This window comes from Streptomyces seoulensis (genome assembly GCF_022846655.1).
Classification (GTDB): Bacteria; Actinomycetota; Actinomycetes; order Streptomycetales; family Streptomycetaceae; genus Streptomyces.
On record NZ_AP025667.1, the window covers coordinates 4,798,875 to 4,816,358 of the forward strand.

General features: G+C 69.0%; 14 protein-coding genes. 9 read left to right on the forward strand and 5 right to left on the reverse strand.

Features of this window, described 5'->3' with window-relative positions; all coding sequences use genetic code 11:
• The first annotated feature begins 87 nt into the window (after nucleotides 1-87).
• From HEK131_RS22135 to HEK131_RS22170, 8 genes are all read left to right on the forward strand, one after another.
• Nucleotides 88-1,812 carry a type IV secretory system conjugative DNA transfer family protein gene (locus HEK131_RS22135; RefSeq protein WP_432215663.1) on the forward strand — a complete coding sequence of 575 codons (1,725 nt, stop codon included), beginning with the start codon at nucleotides 88-90 and terminating at the stop codon, nucleotides 1,810-1,812.
• On the forward strand, nucleotides 1,809-2,267 hold the full coding sequence (locus tag HEK131_RS22140) for an XF1762 family protein (RefSeq protein WP_244336755.1): 459 nt from the start codon (nucleotides 1,809-1,811) through the stop codon (nucleotides 2,265-2,267). Before HEK131_RS22135 ends, HEK131_RS22140 begins: the two co-directional genes overlap by 4 nt.
• A gap of 160 nt (nucleotides 2,268-2,427) precedes the next feature.
• Nucleotides 2,428-2,880 (forward strand): hypothetical protein, encoded by a 453-nt coding sequence (locus HEK131_RS22145; RefSeq protein ID WP_244336756.1) that lies wholly within the window; start codon nucleotides 2,428-2,430, stop codon nucleotides 2,878-2,880.
• A 181-nt stretch (nucleotides 2,881-3,061) separates the two neighbouring features.
• Nucleotides 3,062-3,907, forward strand: coding sequence for a hypothetical protein (locus HEK131_RS22150; RefSeq protein WP_244336757.1), 846 nt, complete (start codon nucleotides 3,062-3,064; stop codon nucleotides 3,905-3,907).
• Nucleotides 3,904-5,181 carry a DNA cytosine methyltransferase gene (locus HEK131_RS22155; RefSeq protein ID WP_244336758.1) on the forward strand — a complete coding sequence of 426 codons (1,278 nt, stop codon included), beginning with the start codon at nucleotides 3,904-3,906 and terminating at the stop codon, nucleotides 5,179-5,181. The genes HEK131_RS22150 and HEK131_RS22155 overlap by 4 nt, the downstream gene beginning before the upstream one ends.
• Nucleotides 5,181-6,278, forward strand: coding sequence for a DnaB-like helicase N-terminal domain-containing protein (locus HEK131_RS22160; protein WP_244336759.1), 1,098 nt, complete (start codon nucleotides 5,181-5,183; stop codon nucleotides 6,276-6,278). The genes HEK131_RS22155 and HEK131_RS22160 overlap by 1 nt, the downstream gene beginning before the upstream one ends.
• A 56-nt stretch (nucleotides 6,279-6,334) precedes the next feature.
• The gene (locus tag HEK131_RS22165; RefSeq protein WP_244336760.1) at nucleotides 6,335-7,693 is read left to right on the forward strand and encodes a DUF317 domain-containing protein; all 1,359 of its coding nucleotides are present in this window, start codon (nucleotides 6,335-6,337) and stop codon (nucleotides 7,691-7,693) included.
• 19 nt (nucleotides 7,694-7,712) lie between these two features.
• A complete protein-coding gene (locus tag HEK131_RS22170) occupies nucleotides 7,713-8,381 on the forward strand; it encodes a hypothetical protein (protein ID WP_244336761.1) in 669 nt (222 codons plus the stop codon).
• 1,203 nt (nucleotides 8,382-9,584) lie between these two features.
• On the opposite strand, the gene HEK131_RS22180 is transcribed toward HEK131_RS22170, so the two are convergent.
• From HEK131_RS22180 to HEK131_RS22200, 5 genes are all read right to left on the reverse strand, one after another.
• Nucleotides 9,585-10,481 (reverse strand): DUF5655 domain-containing protein, encoded by an 897-nt coding sequence (locus HEK131_RS22180; protein ID WP_244452114.1) that lies wholly within the window; start codon nucleotides 10,479-10,481, stop codon nucleotides 9,585-9,587.
• Nucleotides 10,482-11,381: 900 nt separating this feature from the next.
• Nucleotides 11,382-12,482, reverse strand: a complete 1,101-nt coding sequence (locus HEK131_RS22185) for an SPFH domain-containing protein (RefSeq protein ID WP_244336763.1) — start codon at nucleotides 12,480-12,482, stop codon at nucleotides 11,382-11,384.
• Between the two features lie 50 nt (nucleotides 12,483-12,532).
• Complete coding sequence (locus HEK131_RS22190; protein ID WP_244336764.1) at nucleotides 12,533-12,970, reverse strand: NfeD family protein; 438 nt, start codon at nucleotides 12,968-12,970, stop codon at nucleotides 12,533-12,535.
• A gap of 890 nt (nucleotides 12,971-13,860) precedes the next feature.
• A complete protein-coding gene (gene nhaA, locus HEK131_RS22195; RefSeq protein ID WP_244336765.1) occupies nucleotides 13,861-15,153 on the reverse strand; it encodes a Na+/H+ antiporter NhaA in 1,293 nt (430 codons plus the stop codon).
• Nucleotides 15,154-15,846: 693 nt separating this feature from the next.
• A complete protein-coding gene (locus HEK131_RS22200; protein WP_244336766.1) occupies nucleotides 15,847-15,996 on the reverse strand; it encodes a hypothetical protein in 150 nt (49 codons plus the stop codon).
• Nucleotides 15,997-16,494: 498 nt separating this feature from the next.
• On the opposite strand from HEK131_RS22200, the gene HEK131_RS22205 reads away from it, so the two are divergent.
• Nucleotides 16,495-16,818, forward strand: coding sequence for a hypothetical protein (locus tag HEK131_RS22205; protein ID WP_244336767.1), 324 nt, complete (start codon nucleotides 16,495-16,497; stop codon nucleotides 16,816-16,818).
• Nucleotides 16,819-17,484 lie beyond the last annotated feature (666 nt).

The window sequence follows — 17,484 nt, forward strand, 5'->3', positions numbered from 1 at the left end:
CCCCGCTCCGGAAGCACCCCTCTGTCTCCCTCCTCATCCAACAGTTCTACCGACGGGTACGACCTCGTCCTTCGCCTCCTGCTCGGCATGCTCGCGATCGTCGTCCCCCTCGCCCACCTCGCCTGGCTGTCCGGCAACATAACCGCCTACCTCACCCGAGGCGACTGGGCGCCGTACAAGCCGGCCGCCGCGCTGCTCCACCCTGCGCAGGTCTGGCCCGCCGCGGGGGAAGCGTCCCTGCTGATCGGCGCCCGCATCGTGCCCGCCCTCCTGCTCCTGATCCTCGGGGTGGCGGCCGGCATCGCATGGGCCCGGCACAAGAACCGCAGCGGCGGCCGGAAGAAGATCACGAGCATGGCCAAGGCCGCCGACATCGAGCCGCTGATGGCCAAGGCCATCACCGTCAAGGCCCGCTCCCTGCGCCCGAGCCTGAAGGACGTCAAGCACATCGAGGCCAGCGACACCGGCATCCTGCTCGGCGACCTGCAGGGCACCAAGCACGAGGTGCGCATGGGCTACGAGGACGTGGCCGTCGCTATCATGGCCCCCCGCTCGGGCAAGACCACCTCCCTCGCGATCCCTTCGATCCTCGCGGCACCCGGGCCGGTCCTCCTGACGTCGAACAAGGCCGCCGGTGACGCCTTCACCGCGACGTACGACGCCCGGTCCCGCGTCGGTCAGGTGTGGGCGATGGACCCGCAGCAGATCGCACATGCCGCACGCGACATGTGGTGGGACCCACTCTCCTCCGCGAAAACCCTGGACGGTGCGGGCAGGTTGGCCGGGCACTTCCTCGCCGCGTCGGTGGACGCGAGCCAGCAGGGCGACTTCTGGTCCAAGGCCGGCAGCAACATCCTGAGCCAGCTGTTCCTCGCCGCCGCGCTCGACGAGCGGCCGATCACCGACGTCATGCAGTGGCTGGCCTTCCCCGCCGACCGCACCCCGCTGGACATCCTCCGCGACCACCGCTTCACCGCGGTCGCCGCCCAGCTCAAGGGCACGGTCGAGGGACCGCCCGAAACACGCGACGGCATCTACGAGACGGCCCGCCAGTACGCTGCCGCGCTGCTGAACAGCGAGATCGCCGCCTGGGTCACCCCGCAGAAGGGCGTGCGCGAGTTCAAGCCGGCCGACTTCGTGACGTCCACCGACACGCTGTTCCTGCTGTCGAAGGACGGCGGCGGCGGAGCATCGGCGCTGATCGCGGCGTGCGCGGACTCGGTGATGCGAGCCGCGACCGCCCAGGCCGAACGCGCCGACGGACGACTCGACCCGCCGATGCTCGCGATCCTCGACGAGGCCGCCAACGTCTGCAAAATCAGCGATCTCCCCGACCTGTACTCACACTTGGGATCGCGCGGCATCATCCCAATCACCATCCTGCAGTCCTACCGCCAGGGCCAGAAAGTGTGGGGCGACGCCGGCATGGACGCCATGTGGTCCGCCTCCACCATCAAGGTCATCGGCTCCGGTATCGACGACCCCGACTTCGCCGACAAGCTCTCCCGGCTGATCGGCGACCACGACGTCGAGACCACCTCCACCTCCCAGTCGGAGTCCGGCACGTCGACCTCAATCAGCATGCGACAGGAGCGGATCCTGCCCGCCGACGCGATCCGTGCCCTGCCCAAGGGCACCGCGCTGCTCTTCGCCACCGGTCTGCGCGCCGCGATGTTGAACCTCCGCCCGTGGTACCTGGAGCCCGGCGCAGCGGAACTGGCCTCAGCATCCGACCGGGCATCGAAGGCGATCACCGCCCGCGCCGTCGCGAAACACGAGCCCACGCAGGCCGACTTCGGACCGGCCGCATGAGCGAGACCCGCCTGCACCTGGTGCCCGTGCGCTCCCGCGACGCCAAGGAGTTCGTCCGCCTCTGGCACCGCCACCATCCGCCGCCCGTCGGGCAGATCTTCTCGGTCGGTGCCGCGGACGAGGCCGGCGTCCTGCGCGCCGTGGCCGTGGTCGGCCGCCCCGTCGCCCGGCACCTGGACGACGGCACGACCCTCGAAGTCACCCGCACCGCCAGCGACGGCACGCCCAACGCCAACTCGTTGCTGTACGGCGCCGCCTGGAGAGCGGCCAAGGCACTCGGATACCGATGCCTGATCACCTACACCCAGGCGGGCGAGAGCGGAGCTTCACTGCGGGGGGCCGGATGGCGCGTCCTCGCGCAGCGCCCGCCCCGGCCCGGCTGGCACACATCCTCCCGGCCGCGAACAGACCACGGGCCCGTGCAGATCGCCCGGACACTGTGGCAAGCCCAATGACCGCACTCACTCAACGAGGGCCCCCATAGCGCCCGTTGACCGCCCCTCCCAGAGACTACCCACGCCTTCCTCCTCCCCCACAGCGCACGACCTGGCGCAAGCCCTGGCCGACCAACTAAGCCCCGGAGCCGCACCCCGAGACGTCACCATCAGCTTCGGCGTGCGCCGACAGGCAGCAGCCGAGTACCACCACCGCTCCCGCGGCGGCCCCGTGACGGCATTCGCCCACGCACTGCACGCACACCTCTACGGCCTCCCCCCAGACGACACACCGCTGCCCACCGCCTTCGACGCGCTCCTGCAGGCCACCCACACCGCGACCGCCCCCGAACAGAAGACCGCCATCCTGCGGCAGATCGCCGACCAACTGGGCAACGCCGCAGAGATCATCCAGCGCTACCAATACCGGGCGCAGTGGGACCGGCTCCCCGACGACGTCGCCGAACAGCTGCGGGCCGCACACGCTCAGACCCTGCAGATCGCCGAGACCCTCACGCTCGTCGCCCCCGCCTTCGCCAGCCAGACCTCGGCACCCGTGCCACCCAACCCCCAGGCACGACACGCCACCGCACTGCCGACAAGTCCCTCACAGCCGGCGCCACGCCGCCGCTGAGCATGCCGTCCGTCTGGGCCCAGGCTCTTCGGCCGAACCCGTCCGGGACTCCACTTCCCAGGCACGGCCGCGTGCGTCGGACGCCTTCCCCGCCTCCCTCTATCCCCTCCTAGGAACACGTATCTCCAGCACTCCCGCCTTCCGCGCCATATCTCTCGGCGCGGGCGTTCAGTCCACCGCCATGCTTGCCCTGTCCGCCAATGGTGTGCTCCCCAAGGTCGATTACGCGGTTTTCGCCGACACCGGCTGGGAGCCCCGCGCCGTGTACGCCCATCTCGACCGGATCGAGCGCGAGATCGCCGCCCCCGCCGGGATCCCAGTCCTGCGCGTCTCGGCCGGGAACATCCGCGACGACGCTCTCGACCCCAGCCATCGCTTTGCATCCATGCCCCTTTACATCCTGAATCAGGATGGAAAGGCAGGAATGACCCGGCGCCAGTGCACCGGGGAGTACAAGATCAAACCGATTAAACGACAAATTCGGGATCTCCTCGGCTACCCCTACCCTCAGCGGATTCCCAAGGACGTCTTCGTCGAGCAGTGGGTCGGCATCTCCACCGACGAGTTCCACCGCGCCAAGGACTCCGGCGTCCGCTACATGCGCAACCGCCACCCCCTGATCGACCTCAACTGGTCGCGCACCGACTGCGTCCGGTACCTCACCTCCCTTGGCCTCGCGGACACCCCGAAGTCGTCGTGCCTCGGCTGCCCCTTCCACGGCAACGCGCAGTGGCGGCACATCCGAGACAGCCCCGAGGAATGGGAGGACGTCGTCTCCTTCGACGCGGCGATCCGCCAGGGCAACGCCCGCGCGACCGCGGCCGGTCACCATCTGCTCGGGCAGGCATTCCTGCACCGCTCCCGCGTCCCGCTGGACCAGGCCCCCATCGATCACGTCACCGCCGCCGAGCGAGCCGCTAACGGGGCCGACGAGCTGGAGATCGGGGCCATGGACGGCTGCTCGCCCTGGGCGTGCCGCAGCGATGCGGACGCGCCGGCACCGGACGGCTTCGAGCTGGCCGCGTGATTCTCGACCTCTTCGCGGGGCCGGGTGGCTGGAGCAGTGCGCTGGGTGTTCTCGGCGTGCGGGACGTCGGTCTGGAATGGGACGAGTGGGCCTGTAAGACGCGTGCCGCGGCAGGGCAACTGACGATTCGGGCCGATGTGGCCAGGTATCCGGTGGGGCCTTTCGTCGGCCGCACGCGTGGGCTGATCGCGTCCCCGCCGTGCCAGGCGTGGAGCATGGCCGGTAAGCGCCTGGGCCTGGTGGACCAGCCTCTCGTCCACGCGGCGGTCGAGGATCTCGCCGCGGGCCGCGACACCCGCGAGCGCCTCCTCGCTGCCTGCCGTGACGAGCGCTCCCTGCTCGCGGCGGAACCGATGCGCTACCTCCACGCCCTCCACCAGGTCGGTGAGCCGGAGTGGGTCGCCATGGAGGAGGTCCCCGATGTCCTGCCTCTGTGGCGGCAGTACGCCGCAGTGCTCCGCAGCTGGGGATTCTCGGTGTGGACGGGGATCCTTAACGCGGCCGACTACGGGGTGCCGCAGACGCGGAGGCGGGCGATCCTGCTCGCCTCCCGGGTCCGTACGGCGCAGCCGCCGTCGCCGACGCACGCCAAAGTCGCCGAGCCGGACTCGTTGTTCGGGCCGGGCCGTGCCCGCTGGGTCAGCATGGCCGAGGCTCTCGGATGGGGCGCCACCCTCCGCCCCGTTCCCACCGTCTGTGCGGGCGGCGGGCCTGGCGGCGGCCCTGAGCCGTTCCCGTCCGGTTCTCGCCAGACCCTTGTTAACGCCCGCGACCGCGGCGACTGGCTGCCCCAGCACCCTGCCGCGCACGTGGTCCTCGAACCGCACGCACGGGGCGCGGGCTGGACGGCCCGTCATGGCACGCGCGGCGCAAGTCGCGCCGACGGCCCCGCCCCTACGTTCACGGGGCATGCCGGTTCGTGGCGGTGGTCCCTGCGTAGCAACAGCCAAACCAACGCCACCATCCGGTCACTGTGCGAGCCGGCGGGGACGCTGTTCTTCGGGCACCGGGCCAACGAGTGCACCTGGATCGCCGAACCCGTCGGCCCGCAGCCGGGGGCTGCGGAGGACCAGGCCAGGCCGGATCCGATCCGGATCACCGCCCGCGAGGCGGGAGTCCTGCAGACGTTCCCCGCCGACTATCCCTGGGCGGGCAACAAGGGCCAGCAGTTCTCGCAGATCGGCAATGCCGTGCCTCCACTGCTGGCCGGCCACCTCCTCGCCCCCCACCTCGGCGTCCACCTCAACCCCGACGACTTCGCCCTCGCCGCCTGATGTCCCACAGCCCCGAACCCGACCAGGACAACCTCGAGACCGCGCCGCCGCACCCGGTGTTCCACGTCGAGCAGGCCCTCCTCGGTGCCCTCCTCCTCGATCCGCACCGCCTCGGCGACATCACCGGCATCGGCGCCGACTCGTTCTCCACCGCCGAGCACGCTGCCGTCTTCGCCGCGATCAGCACCCTCCCCCCGCCCGACCCGGCCGAGCACGCGAAGAACACCATCTGGCTCGACCACGTGCTCGCCACCGGCCGCGAGCAGGCGCGCGGGCTGACTGCCGGCCACCTGCACCACCTCATCCAGGTCTGCCCCTGGCCCCGCCACGCACCGGCCTACGCCCGCATGGTGGAGGCCGAGCACGCCCGCCGCCGCCTACGGACCGCCGCCGAGCACCTCGTCCAGACCGTCCATGACACCTCCCTCCCGCACCCCGTCCAGGCGGTCCTCGCCGAGGCGGGCGCGCTGGCAGCGGTAGTGGACGACATCGGGGCACGCTTCCCGCCGCGCGCCGGCGTCCTGCCCCGTACCCCCGCGCCGTCGCCCGCCCTCGCTCCCGACTACGCCGAGGCGGTGGAGGAGGAGCAGTTGCTGCTCGCGACCGCCACCGCAGGCCCCGCGGACCTCGACTCCGTCCGGTGGCTGCTCGCGGAGGACTTCACCCAGCCGCTGCACGCTGGACTGTGGCAGTGCCTGACCGCGCTCGCGCGCCGTCAGGAGCCCGTCGACCCGGTGACCGTTCTCTGGGAAGCCCAGCAGCGCGGTCTGCTGGACAGCGGCAGCGAGCCGGGCGACGTGCTCCGTCTGCTGGCCGAACCGGCCGGGTCGGTGGAGCATTGGGCCGAACGCGCCCTGCAGCGTTCCTTCCTGGCCACAGCCGCTTACGCCGGACGGCACATCGCGGCGTACGCCGACGATCCGGCGAACACGCCGTTCCAGCTCGTCGTCGGTGCCCGCCGATCCCTCGCCGACATCGGTGCCGTCCGCGTCCGCTGGCAGCACGCCACCGGACCACCCCCGCCCGCACGACCGCAACCTACGTCGAGCGCTCGCGCCGGTCCGCCGACGGCGAAGACCGCCCGCCTCACCCGATAACACCCCACGACGGTGGCCAGACCGTAAGGCCCGGCCACCGACAGAGGAGATCCACCGTGCCCGCATCCCCTCTCGACGCGCACGTCCGCTTCGATACCCACCCCCTCCACACCAGCGCTGTGACCGCCACCGTCACCGGCTCCCAACACACCTTGGCCCGCGCCCTGCTGACCGCGCGCGGCTTCGAGCCCGTCGACGACCACACCCTGGTGATGGCCCGCATCGACAGGGAGGAGCCCTTCTGGGCCGAGCGGGCAGCCGGGGCCCTCACCGGCGAGGGCATCGTCACGGAGATCACGCCCGCGCTGCGCGCGGCGATCGACGAAGAGTGGACCTGGCCCGCGTACCCCATGTCTTGGTGCACTCGCACGGAAATCCGGGAGGTCTCCGACGCGGCCAACAGGATCTACGAGGACATCCGTCACGGCCGTCTGGTCGTCCATGCCCACGCCGACGACGGTTGGACCAAGGTTGCCGTCGGCACCTACCGCGACACCAGCAAGAGCGTCCTCCTGCATGGTGAGAACCACCTGCGTCAAATAGAAGCTGACTACGACTCCCCCGCCAAGGCCCTCACCGACTTCGCACGCCACCACGGCGCCCGCATGCGCCCGGGCCCCGCACCCGCGACTGATGCCGAACTCCAGGCGGCCGAGGCACGCACCTGCCTCGGCACGCCCGCCGCGACCCCAGAACCAACCGGTCTGCGCGCTGAGACCGTCCCCGCCTACGCGGCCAACCCTGGCGACCACGATGCCCTCACCGACGCGTTCCTCGCCGAACACGGCGACTGGGAGAAGTGGCGCACTTGGGACGACGCAACCACTCACCTCTTCGCAGAAGACCACACCCTGCGCATCGAGCAGGTCCACGAACCCCACCCCCGCGAGACCGCTTGGACCGTGGCCGCTTACGAGACGCCCGTCTCCGACCGGCTCTGGCATCTCACCGCGACGGGAGCCACCCCGGCCCCGATCCTGCAGGCCCTGCTCATCACGCTCGGTTCAGGTGAGATCGGAGACCCCGTTGCAGGCCCCCCTACCGAGAAGGCAGTCGCCGAGGCCACCCGTCCTCTTGCGGACGCCGGATGGCAGCACTCGGTCGTTGGACGGTCGATGCGCTGGCAGACTCCCGGCGGTGCGGGCGTCCAGTTCGACTCCGTCGCCGCCCAACGTCCGCACGGCACGCTTTCGGCCTGGACGCTGTGGGCAGGTCCCAGCCCAGACCAGGCCACCTGGACCATCCACGCCTCGCCCAGTACCCCCACCGCCCTCCTGGCCGACCTCGGCGAAGAACTCGCCCACGGCACCGGCCGCCGGACCCAGCCCTCGCCCAGGGCAGCCCCGCGCCTCGCCGCCGCCCCAGCCACCCGGCCCGCGCCGCCAGCTCCCCCGCAGACCGGCCGGACCCGCTGACACGTCTAGCCTTCGGTGAGTGAGACCGCCCCAGGACCTGCCCACGAACCCCGCGCGACTGCGACTGCAGTACAGCCACCGGCACCGACTACTCGACAGCCCCCAGGAGCAGACCCTGGAGCAATGGGACGTCCTCATCCAGTACCAGAGCGACGATGGGACCAGCCACGACGTCGGCACCATGGTGTTCCACCGCGTCCGCCTCACCCAGGGCATGAACGCCTGGATGGCCATGGAGGAGGAGTCGGAGGAACTGTTCGAGATCGGGAACGCCCTCCTGGATCCAGCGACCGGCTACTTCACCCCCGAGGCCGAGCAGCGACTCGAATACGTGGGCACCAACCTGCTGATCATGGAGCGGGTGACCCTCGCCCCCGCCTGGCGCGGCTTCGGACTCGGACCCATCCTCGCCGCCGAAGCGATCAACCGCCTCTCACCCGGCGTCCGCGCCGTGGCCTGCTCGCCCGGCATCAGCGCGCACGAGGAAGGCTGGCTGCCGGAGCAGGCCGAGTTCGACCAGATCAACGCAAAGATCGCCGCAGCCTGGAAGAGCGTCGGCTTCACCCCCTACCGGGCCAACGTCTACCTCCTCCCCCTGGCCACTCAGATCCAAGAAGATCAGCTTGCCGGTCTGCAGACCCACTTCCACGACCTGTGTTCATCCTGGGCCGACGCCCACGCCGGATAACGCAGCCCAGTCGGGCTAGTTCGGCTCACCGCGGGTGATGCGCTCCAACGCCGCATACAGTCTCATGCCTGTCGTCGGCCGGGGGCCGAACTACGCGGGTGCCGCATCGCGTTCGGCGGCGGCCCTGAGCGGCAGGCACCGGCCGCATGTCCGTCGGTCGCACACCTCCGAGCGTTCACTTCCCCACCGGCTGGACCGCCAGCGATGCTCGTAGCACAGCTGGTCCGGCCCGGACTGGGGGAACAGACCGAGAGCGCGGCGCAGGGCGGAACGGAGCGCGGTGAGATTTCCCGGTGTCTCCGGGCTCGCGGCCAAACGGAGCGCCTCGTTCAGCTCGACGCAGCCCCGGCGATACCCGGAGAGTTCACGAACAGGAACTCCCGGCTCCCGCAGAAGATCCTTCGCCTGCTCAGCTTGCCTCCACTGATTGGCACCTGGCTCGTCTCGCCACGTCGGCACAACAAGATCCTCTCATCGAATTTCTCCGTGCCAACGCGCGGGACCTGTCCCGAGTGGTGCTTACGGCCCGGTCTTCACCTGATTGCAGGTGCCACGCCTCACCGCACCGGTGGTACCGCGATGCCGTGACCTCCGCCGCCTTCGGAGGGAGCGCCTGGTGTGGCGAGAGCCCCTCGGGCCCCAATCACCGCGCGAGATCGACGGCGGCTTTCACCATGCCAGAAGGAGCGGCAGAAAATAGCACGGGGTCACCGGTTGGCCTAACCGGGGTCACTCCGGAAAATTAACGGTCCACCGCCACCCTCCTCGCACACGCCGAAAGACGCCTCCAGCACCCATCGCAGCGACGATCCAGACAACCACCAGCGCTTCTCCAGCTGCGCGACAATACACACGGGAGGCACTAGGGAACGTAGTAGCCGAAGCGAATACGAGGTCAGGAATTCGCGAGGGATCTATGCTTCCCAGTCGTGCGGATTGGCGCCACGCCATTCAACCCAGCCAGCATCATCCAGAATCCCTTCGGGGTTATCAATGCCAGCGGATTCGAGGAAAACAATCAAATCATGATCCGAATAGGCTGTTCCGAGGAACTCTTCGTACCCGCGAGTGCGCGCAGTGACACGGCGGCCGCCGGCAGCCGAAGGCCGGTGCACGCCAATCGGAGCCGCACTTCCACCTACCACCTCTTCAGGGTGCCCCCGGCAGCACACCGAGGCCATCCGAGGGGCGGACGGCCGACGATCAGGCCGCCGCGTAGCTGGCCTGGAACAGATCCTGCGCCCGCTCCACGTCCCGCGGCGTACGAAGCTGCACCTCCAGGTCGCCCGTTCCGTGGTGTCCGAGCCCAGACACGTCCCGGGTGAACCCGGGTACGAGGTCGACCTGCGTCGGGTCAACCTTCAGATACACCAGGAGCTTGACCTTCTGAGGCGGGCACACGCAGGCAAAGTTCCGCAGCCGCTGGAAGGCCGTGTACTGCTTGCGCTGCACACGGGTCACGCCGTCCCCGAGACCGAGCAGGGCCTCGTCGACCGCGCTCGCCAGCTCCACCATCGACGTGCTCTGGATACCGGCCGCCGCCCGTGCAGCGCCCTGGCGACGCGCCCGGCGAACCACCTGCATGCCGCCGCTTACAGAGGCGACAGTCTCAAGACCCAGCAGGTCGCTGCCGAAGAGTCGATAGCGGACCAGGTCGATCGACCGCCGGTGCTCGCGCACAGCGTGCACGTCATAGCGGGTGAAATCCCCGGCGATACAGATCAGGCGCGGCCCACTCCACCGCACCTGAGACACGGCCGTCGCCCCGAGCCGGTCGCGCACCAGATACTCGAACTCGGCCCGATGGTCCACAAGCCAGCTCAGGTAAAACAAACCCTGGTTGATAACACCGGCATCAATGCCCCGCTTATATTCGACGATGACCGGCGATCCATTCTCGTCCAGCCCAAGCGAGTCGATGCGGCCCCCGTGAACCGGCCCGGTGCCGTACTCGCTCGCCAGGAAACGGACGCCCAGCAACGTCTCCATGTGCGCCTCGACAAGTCCCTGTACATCAGCCTCGACGTCAGCAAGACGCGGCATGACCTCAGTCATGCCGCTACTCATCGTGTTCGCCCGGAACAGTTTCAGGCCCGACACCTCCCCCTTCTCGGTACGGAGATCCACAACGCCAGGACCGGCAGGCTTATTTCCGCGGAACTCTCCCGACCGGTCGAGCCAGAGGTTCACGAAGGCCGTCTGGGCCCATCTACGCGCTGCATTGCCGACGGTCACTCGGGGGTCAGCACGGGGTCTCACGGACATCCCAGCACGATCCCAGCACGGTAGGGGTGAGCAGGGGTGATGACGGGTGACGAGGGGTCAGCTATCCCAGCACCATCCCAGCACGGGAAAAAATCAGGGGCCCGACCCCGAAGAGTCGGACCCCATCTGACCTGCATGTTTGCCAGATCAGCGACGTGGTGGTATGTCACCCGCTACACATTGAAGCGGAATTCCACAATAAGCCTCTGACCTGGGAAAACGTCCATCTATCCAGCACCGATCCAGCACGGGCGCCGCACAAAGGACGAGAGGAAAGACGATCACTCAAGTTACCCTTCCGTACTCGCCCGTGTCAGCCATCTGAGGATTTCCACGCAGGCTCAAACGGGCTCGTGAGCCGACAACAGCACATCGCCGTTCCTCGTACAGCAGAGCAGTCCGGCTCGGGGAGACCCAGCCGTAGGCCGCGACAACCGATCACTGCGAGCTGGCCGCGCCGTCCCAGCCGCCCTCATCGGCCGCAGCGTGATTCCGCCGGGGTCCTGGCGCAGTGTCGGATCAACGTAAACGTCGGGGGTAGGCGGCAGTTCCCGGCGGTGTGGACCAGATGCGGCAGCATGTCGTCGTCGCGCAGCCGATGGTTGCTGCGCCCCCGTCCCGCAGGAAGTTCACGAGTTCAACAGCCTGTGGCATTTCCCGGGTACCCAAACGCGCGCGGGCCGAACGAGAGCACTGGAACCGTCAGTGCGGTTCCGGCGTTGCCCAGGAGTGGGCTCAGTCGCCGGACCTCTGCCCGCGGCGGGGCGCCTGGGGCGACATCGCGGCTTCGGCCTCCGCCTTGGCGTCGCTCACTGCGGCGGCGGCCTGCTTCTCGGCCTGGTCGGCGGCCGTCGCGGCGTCGAGTGAGACCGTCGAGCCCGCGTCGAGTTCCGGAACCCGGCCGTCGCGCGGCGTCTCGGCGTCGGCGGCTTCCTCGGTTTGCGCGGGCTGGGGACGGCCTGCCGTGGACTGGTCCCCGAACGCGCTGGTGACCGTCCGCACCGCCTCGGTCAGCTCCCCCGGGATCACCCAGAACGTGTTGTTGTCGCTGCTCGCCAGGTGCGGGAGCGTCTCCAGGTACTTGTAGGCCAGAACCTTCGGGTCGGCGTTGTTGCGATGGACCGCCTGGAAGACGAGTTCCACCGCCTTGGCCTCGCCGTCCGCCCGCAGGATCATGGCCTGTTGGGCGCCCTGTGCCTCCAGGATGTCCTTCTGCCGCGTGCCTTCCGCGGTAAGGATCTTGGCTTGCCGCTCCCCTTCGGCGTGCAGGATCGCCGCACGCTTGTCACGCTCGGCCCGCATCTGCTTCTCCATCGCTTCCTTGATGGTGGCCGGTGGATCGATGGCCTTGATCTCGACACGGTTGACCCGGATGCCCCACTTCCCGGTGGCGTCGTCGAGGACGGCGCGGAGCCGGGAGTTGATCTCCTCGCGTGAGGTGAGCGTCTCCTCCAGGTCCATGCTTCCGATGACGTTGCGCAGCGTGGTCACGGTGAGCTGGTCGATCGCCTGCAGGTAGTCGGCGACCTCGTAGGCCGCTGCTCTGGGGTCGGTGATCTGGTAGTAGAGCACGGTGTCGATGTTCACCACGAGGTTGTCCTCGGTGATCACCGGCCTGGGGTCGGACGAGTAGACCTGCTCGCGCACGTCGAGTTTGGTGTTGACGCGGTCCGCCACCGGCAGGACGAAGTTCAGGCCGGGTTGCAGCGTCCGGCGGTACCGGCCGAACCGCTCGATGTTGTGGCGGCGCGCCTGCGGGACGATCCGCACCGTGGAGGCGACGAGGAAGATGACGACGATGGCCGCCACGATGGCGGGAATGACCACTGGGTCCACAGTGCCTCCGTTGCTATGCGTTCAGCTGTTCATGCTGGCGTTTCGGCCGTTCACGGCAGGAGTTCGCGGGGGTAGACGATCGCCGTGGCGCCCTCGATCTCCATGACGTCCACGAGCGCTCCCGCCGGGATCACCAGACTCTCGTCGAGGGCCCGGGCGGACCACTCCTCGCCGGACAGTTTGATCAGGCCGCGCGTCGCGGTGACCTCCTGCATGACCTCAGCCCGCTTGCCGACCAGCGCGTCGCTGCCCTCACGAGTCAGGGGTTGCTGTGCCAGAAGCCGCAACGCGACAGGGCGGACGAGGACGAGACCCGCGGCCGCCGCCACCGCGAAGGCCACGACCTGACCGAGAGCGCCGACCCCCACGCCGGCGACCACGGCGGTGACCAGGGCGGCGCCCGCCAGCAGTCCGAAGACAAGTGTCAGGGTGAAGAACTCCGCAGCCCCCAGGGCCGCGGCGGCGAGCAACCAGACGAACCACGGCATCGAATCGCCCTTCTCTTGGGGCTCTCTTTACCAAGTTACTCCCTGCGACGTCGGACAGGACAGACATGCAGGAGTCACGGTTCGTTGCAGCAGAGGCGTGTGCCCTGACCAGTAGGGACACCCCTGCCGATCAAAGGGGCGGGGTGCGCGTGAGACGGCCGGCCAGGGTGGCGGCGAACTCCTCGGCGTGGGAGAGCTGGGTGCGCAGGTCCTCGCCCCCTGCTGGGCGGCCCGCTCGAAACCGCGGCTCCGCGCCAGCAATTCCGCGCGCTTCGCGGGCGTCCGGATGCGGCGAATTCACCGGACTGCTCTGGGCTCGATCAGTCAGGTCGTGCTCCGTCATGCACACTGCCCTGTCATCGTGGCGCTCCAGCATGAGGTGACACCCCTGCGGGGCCGGGTACACGCCCCGCCAGGGAGCGGGATTCCGCAACCACTCAATCCGCTGCTCGGGAGCCTCCGCAAAGGTTCCATGCCGCAGCCGTCGAGGGCTACGCCCTGCTGGGCGACACTCAGCGCACAGAGGGAGTCCCTTGGTCCTCGGCCAGGTGACTGGCATGTGGTCCTTGGGCTGAAGTGTCGCGGAACTCGTCCTCACCGGAGCGGCCGCGGTCGTCATCTCGCGGTCGGGGACGTGGCCTACCAGAGCGGCTCCCCGTACCACGCGGGGCAGCCGAAGCTGCTTCCTGACCGCGGGCGCGCTGGTGATGACGGCCGTCCTGCTCGGCGGTCTGGCTGGTACGGCAGCGGCGCGGTCGGTGGCGGCTGAGGTTCGAGGGCGTCTTGCTCATCATGAGCTGCGCGATCACCATCGCGGCCCTGGCCCTATGACGCGCCGCTCGCCCACGCTGAGCGCACGGCCCCTTCGGTGCCCTCCAGTCCTGGCACGCTCACCCGTCGGCGCGAGGCGGGCCGTCGGAGCCGCTATTGGTGTTGGCGGCGGCGGCCTCGGCTTCATACAGCCGCCAGTACCGGTTGTTCCGCAGCCTCAGCAGGATCGTGGCCACCAGGGCGGAGGCCAGCGAACCGAGCAGGACGGCGGCCTTGATGTGCTCCTGTTCCACGGAGTTCGGGTAGGCCAGTTCGCCGATGAGCAGAGAGACGGTGAAACCGATTCCGGCCAGGACGGCCAGGGCGAACACGTCGGCCAGGGCCAGGTCCGGCCCGAGCCGGGCGCGGGTGAAGCGGATGGCCAGGTAGGTTCCGCCGAAGACGCCCAGGGCCTTGCCGACGAGGAGTCCCAGGGCCACGCCGAGGGGTTCCGGGCCAGTGACTACGGTTGACAGCGTGTCGCCGGACACGCTCACTCCCGCCGCGAACAGGGCGAAGAGCGGAACCGCCACACCCGCCGAGAAAGGCCGGGCCAGGTGGACAATATACTCGGCCGGCCGGTGGTCTGCCTCCTTGTCTTTCGCCACACACAGCATTAGGCCCATGGCGACGCCGGCCACGGTGGCATGGACGCCGCTGGCATGGGTCAGGCCCCAGATGACCAGGGCGAGGGGAAGGTACCAGTACCAGCCGTGCACCCGTTTCCGGTGGTGCAGGTAGAAGAACAGACCGAGCCCGATGGCAGCGCCGACGAGGGCCGGCAGGTTGATCCTCGAGGTGTAGAAGAGGGCGATGACAAGGATGGCACCCAGATCGTCGACGATCGCCAGGGTGAGCAGAAAGGCGCGCAAGGCGGAGGGCAGGTGCGTGGCGATGACCGCGAGCACGCCGAGGGCGAAGGCGATGTCGGTGGCCATGGGTACGGCCCAGCCGTTCCACGTTCCGTGCCGGGAGGCAGCGACGATGCCGTAGACGAGGGCAGGGATGGCCATGCCGCTGAGCGCCGCCACCACTGGCACGGTGGCAGCCTTGGGGTCGCGCAGCTCACCGATCACCAGTTCGCGCTTGAGTTCGGCGCCGGCGACGAAGAAGAAGACCGCCAGCAGCCCGTCGGCCGTCCAGTGGGCCACGGAGAGGTCCAGGCCCAGTGCCGGAATACCGAAGTGGAAGTCCCGTACCGTCTCGTAGGAGCTTTTCAACGGCGTGTTCGCCCACACCAGTGCGGCGGTGGCCGCAACCAGCAGCACGATGCCTCCGACAGTCTCCGTACGCAGAGCGTCTGCCACGACTGCGCGCTCCGGTAGGGGGAGACGGCCGGGAAACGTGCGGGACCTGCCGTTGCTGCGAGGCATACCGTCAGCTGCCTTTCGCTTGGGGGTGAGTTCAGCAGGAGGTCAGGCGGCCCCGAGGAGGCGTTCCAGCAGGCGCGTGGCGGTGACCACACCGAGACGGCATGTGACTCGACGATCATTCCGGCCAGGCCGGGGTCTTCCTGCACCTAGCCCGGCACGACCGCTGCGACCACCTGGCAGGCGGGCAGGGCAGCGAACGGCTTGGCTGCCCCTCGGCGTCGGTGACCAGGAGACGGGGCGGCCTAGATAACGCGCACGCACGGCTGCCTTCTGGACACGTTCTCGGGCGGGCGGTGGGGGATGCCCGTGGCTCGGGTCCGTCAGGCGTCGGCGCGGCTGGGTCCGCGAGCGCTGCTGGGTGTACAGGGTCACGGCTGGAACCAGGCCCTGCGGGGGTCCCGGTTGCTTGTCGGTCTGGTGCGGACTGCTGTTGAGCACAGTGGTGATGAAGATGCCCAGGAAGGCGATGATGGCGAGCACGGTGATGGCGATCAGCCACCAACGGTGCCGCTTGTCCCCTTCCTGTCGACTGTCGGTTTTCTGCTCGCTGCCGGTTGTCTCTTCGCGGGGGGTTGTCGGGGAACTGCTGGTTGAGGGCTGCCCTGGTCTCAGCCAGCGAGGGATCGTCCTGGGCGAGTCGCCGTTCGAGCTGGGCGAGGATCCGTCCGTCGTTCATCTCGGGGTTCATGTCCCTCACCTCAGTTCTTGTGTGAGAGGGCCGGAACCGGCCTCCTCCTGCGACCGCCGGAGCATGGCGACGAGGCGGAGGATCTCCATCGGCGGCGGGAAGATGAGGGTGGAGTTCCGTTCGGTCTCGGCCTGGCCGGCCATGGCGCGACGCATGATGACGCCGCCGACTCCCACGCCCGGGCTCGCAAGACCGCCAGGAGGTTCTGAACGATCCTCCGAAGCATAGGCACTGAGCGGTTCGGGCCATGGCATGCAACCCCTTGTCCGTGACGTACTGTCTTGACCGGTCGCGTGCACCGCCATGGGCGGTTGCCGATCGGGTACCCCTCCCCCTCGGGCCGACGCTTGCCGCCATCGCTCAGCGAGGGCTGTCGCGCGCCGGTTCACGTCGCACTCCGAGGGCGATCCAGGTGAATCCGACCAGGGCGACGATCGTCGCGGCTCCCGCCGTGAAGACCCGGCGCCGAGTTCGGACCATCGCAGGCAGGAAGACCAGGAGCGGCACGCCGCAGGGCACCAGCGAGCTGAAGGCGTAGCCGCTGGGAAGCTCATCCCGGAAGGTGTGGCCAAAGGGGCTTCGGCCACCAAGCGGAGGGGGCTCACCAGGACCTTGGGGTTCTGCGCGTCACCGCCGACGGCGTGAGGCTTCTGATGCTCGCCAGCGCGTGGCTGTGGGCATTGCTTCCCGGGAGGGCACCGCTTCTGGCCCTGCTTTTCCTCGCCCTGCCCGTGCCCCGCCTCGCACGGCTTCCGCCCCTTCTCGGCCTGCTGGTGTGCGCGAGTCTGACCTTGGCGACGTGGTCGGAGGTCTGGCACTGGTACCGCATGGTCGTCTGGTACGACACCGTTCACTTCGTGACCCCGGGGGCGGTCGCTGCTGCCGTGCATCTGTTGCTCTTCCACTGCTGGCTGCTGCCCTCACCCGACGACGTACGCCTGCATCGCGCCGCTGTTCCCTGGCCACGACTGCCGTAGGCGCCGTCGTGGCGTGCTTGTGGGAGATGGACGAGTGGCTGGCCATGGACGTCGTCGGCGAACCCTGTGCATCACGCGTTCCCGTACCGCAGCCGTCGGGTAGTTGTGCGACTGGACGTCTGCGCACACTGCCCGAGCCCCAGCATTCACCGCCTTCACACTCGCTCCGCCCCACGCCGCCACGTCCACGTTGCCTGGATTCTGCAGCGCCTCGTGCAGCACGTCGCCTCGCGATTGCGTCGGGGGACTTGGAGCCGAAGACGACGCCTCACTGCTGGCCGAGCAGCCGGCCAGCCCCCAGCAGTACACCAACCACGGCCACACTTAGACGCCTCATCAAACCCCCCAGTCGTTGGCCGATACCGTAAGCCATGCGGGGCGGATACGGACTTCCTCTGCCTGAGTCTCGCAGCGCTCGTCGGCGTCAAACAGCACTGTGGCGAGGGCGAATCCGGCCACGACGGCACCTCGTCACTGCGGCCGGAGCAACTTCCGTCGAGGCTACGACAACTGGATCGGGGGCGGCGGTCACATGACTGGCCAGAGGGACCGAAGGGGCCGACGATGACCGTCGGCCCCTCGTGGCGGTGTCGGCACATAAAGCGAGCTGACGGTCGCGGGGGCTCTCGCGGCTACGTGGCCGCCCACGACGATGTCCCGAAGTCA

Bases quoted from the DNA above. Each gene is read 5' to 3' on its own strand.
- HEK131_RS22160 (WP_244336759.1), top strand. From the start codon at position 5,181: ATGTCCCACAGCCCCGAACCCGACCAGGACAACCTCGAGACCGCGCCG.
- nhaA (WP_244336765.1), bottom strand. From the start codon at position 15,153: ATGCCTCGCAGCAACGGCAGGTCCCGCACGTTTCCCGGCCGTCTCCCC.
- HEK131_RS22135 (WP_432215663.1), top strand. From the start codon at position 88: ATGCTCGCGATCGTCGTCCCCCTCGCCCACCTCGCCTGGCTGTCCGGC.
- HEK131_RS22190 (WP_244336764.1), bottom strand. From the start codon at position 12,970: ATGCCGTGGTTCGTCTGGTTGCTCGCCGCCGCGGCCCTGGGGGCTGCG.
- HEK131_RS22150 (WP_244336757.1), top strand. From the start codon at position 3,062: ATGCTTGCCCTGTCCGCCAATGGTGTGCTCCCCAAGGTCGATTACGCG.
- HEK131_RS22140 (WP_244336755.1), top strand. From the start codon at position 1,809: ATGAGCGAGACCCGCCTGCACCTGGTGCCCGTGCGCTCCCGCGACGCC.
- HEK131_RS22205 (WP_244336767.1), top strand. From the start codon at position 16,495: ATGCTCGCCAGCGCGTGGCTGTGGGCATTGCTTCCCGGGAGGGCACCG.
- HEK131_RS22200 (WP_244336766.1), bottom strand. From the start codon at position 15,996: ATGCGTCGCGCCATGGCCGGCCAGGCCGAGACCGAACGGAACTCCACC.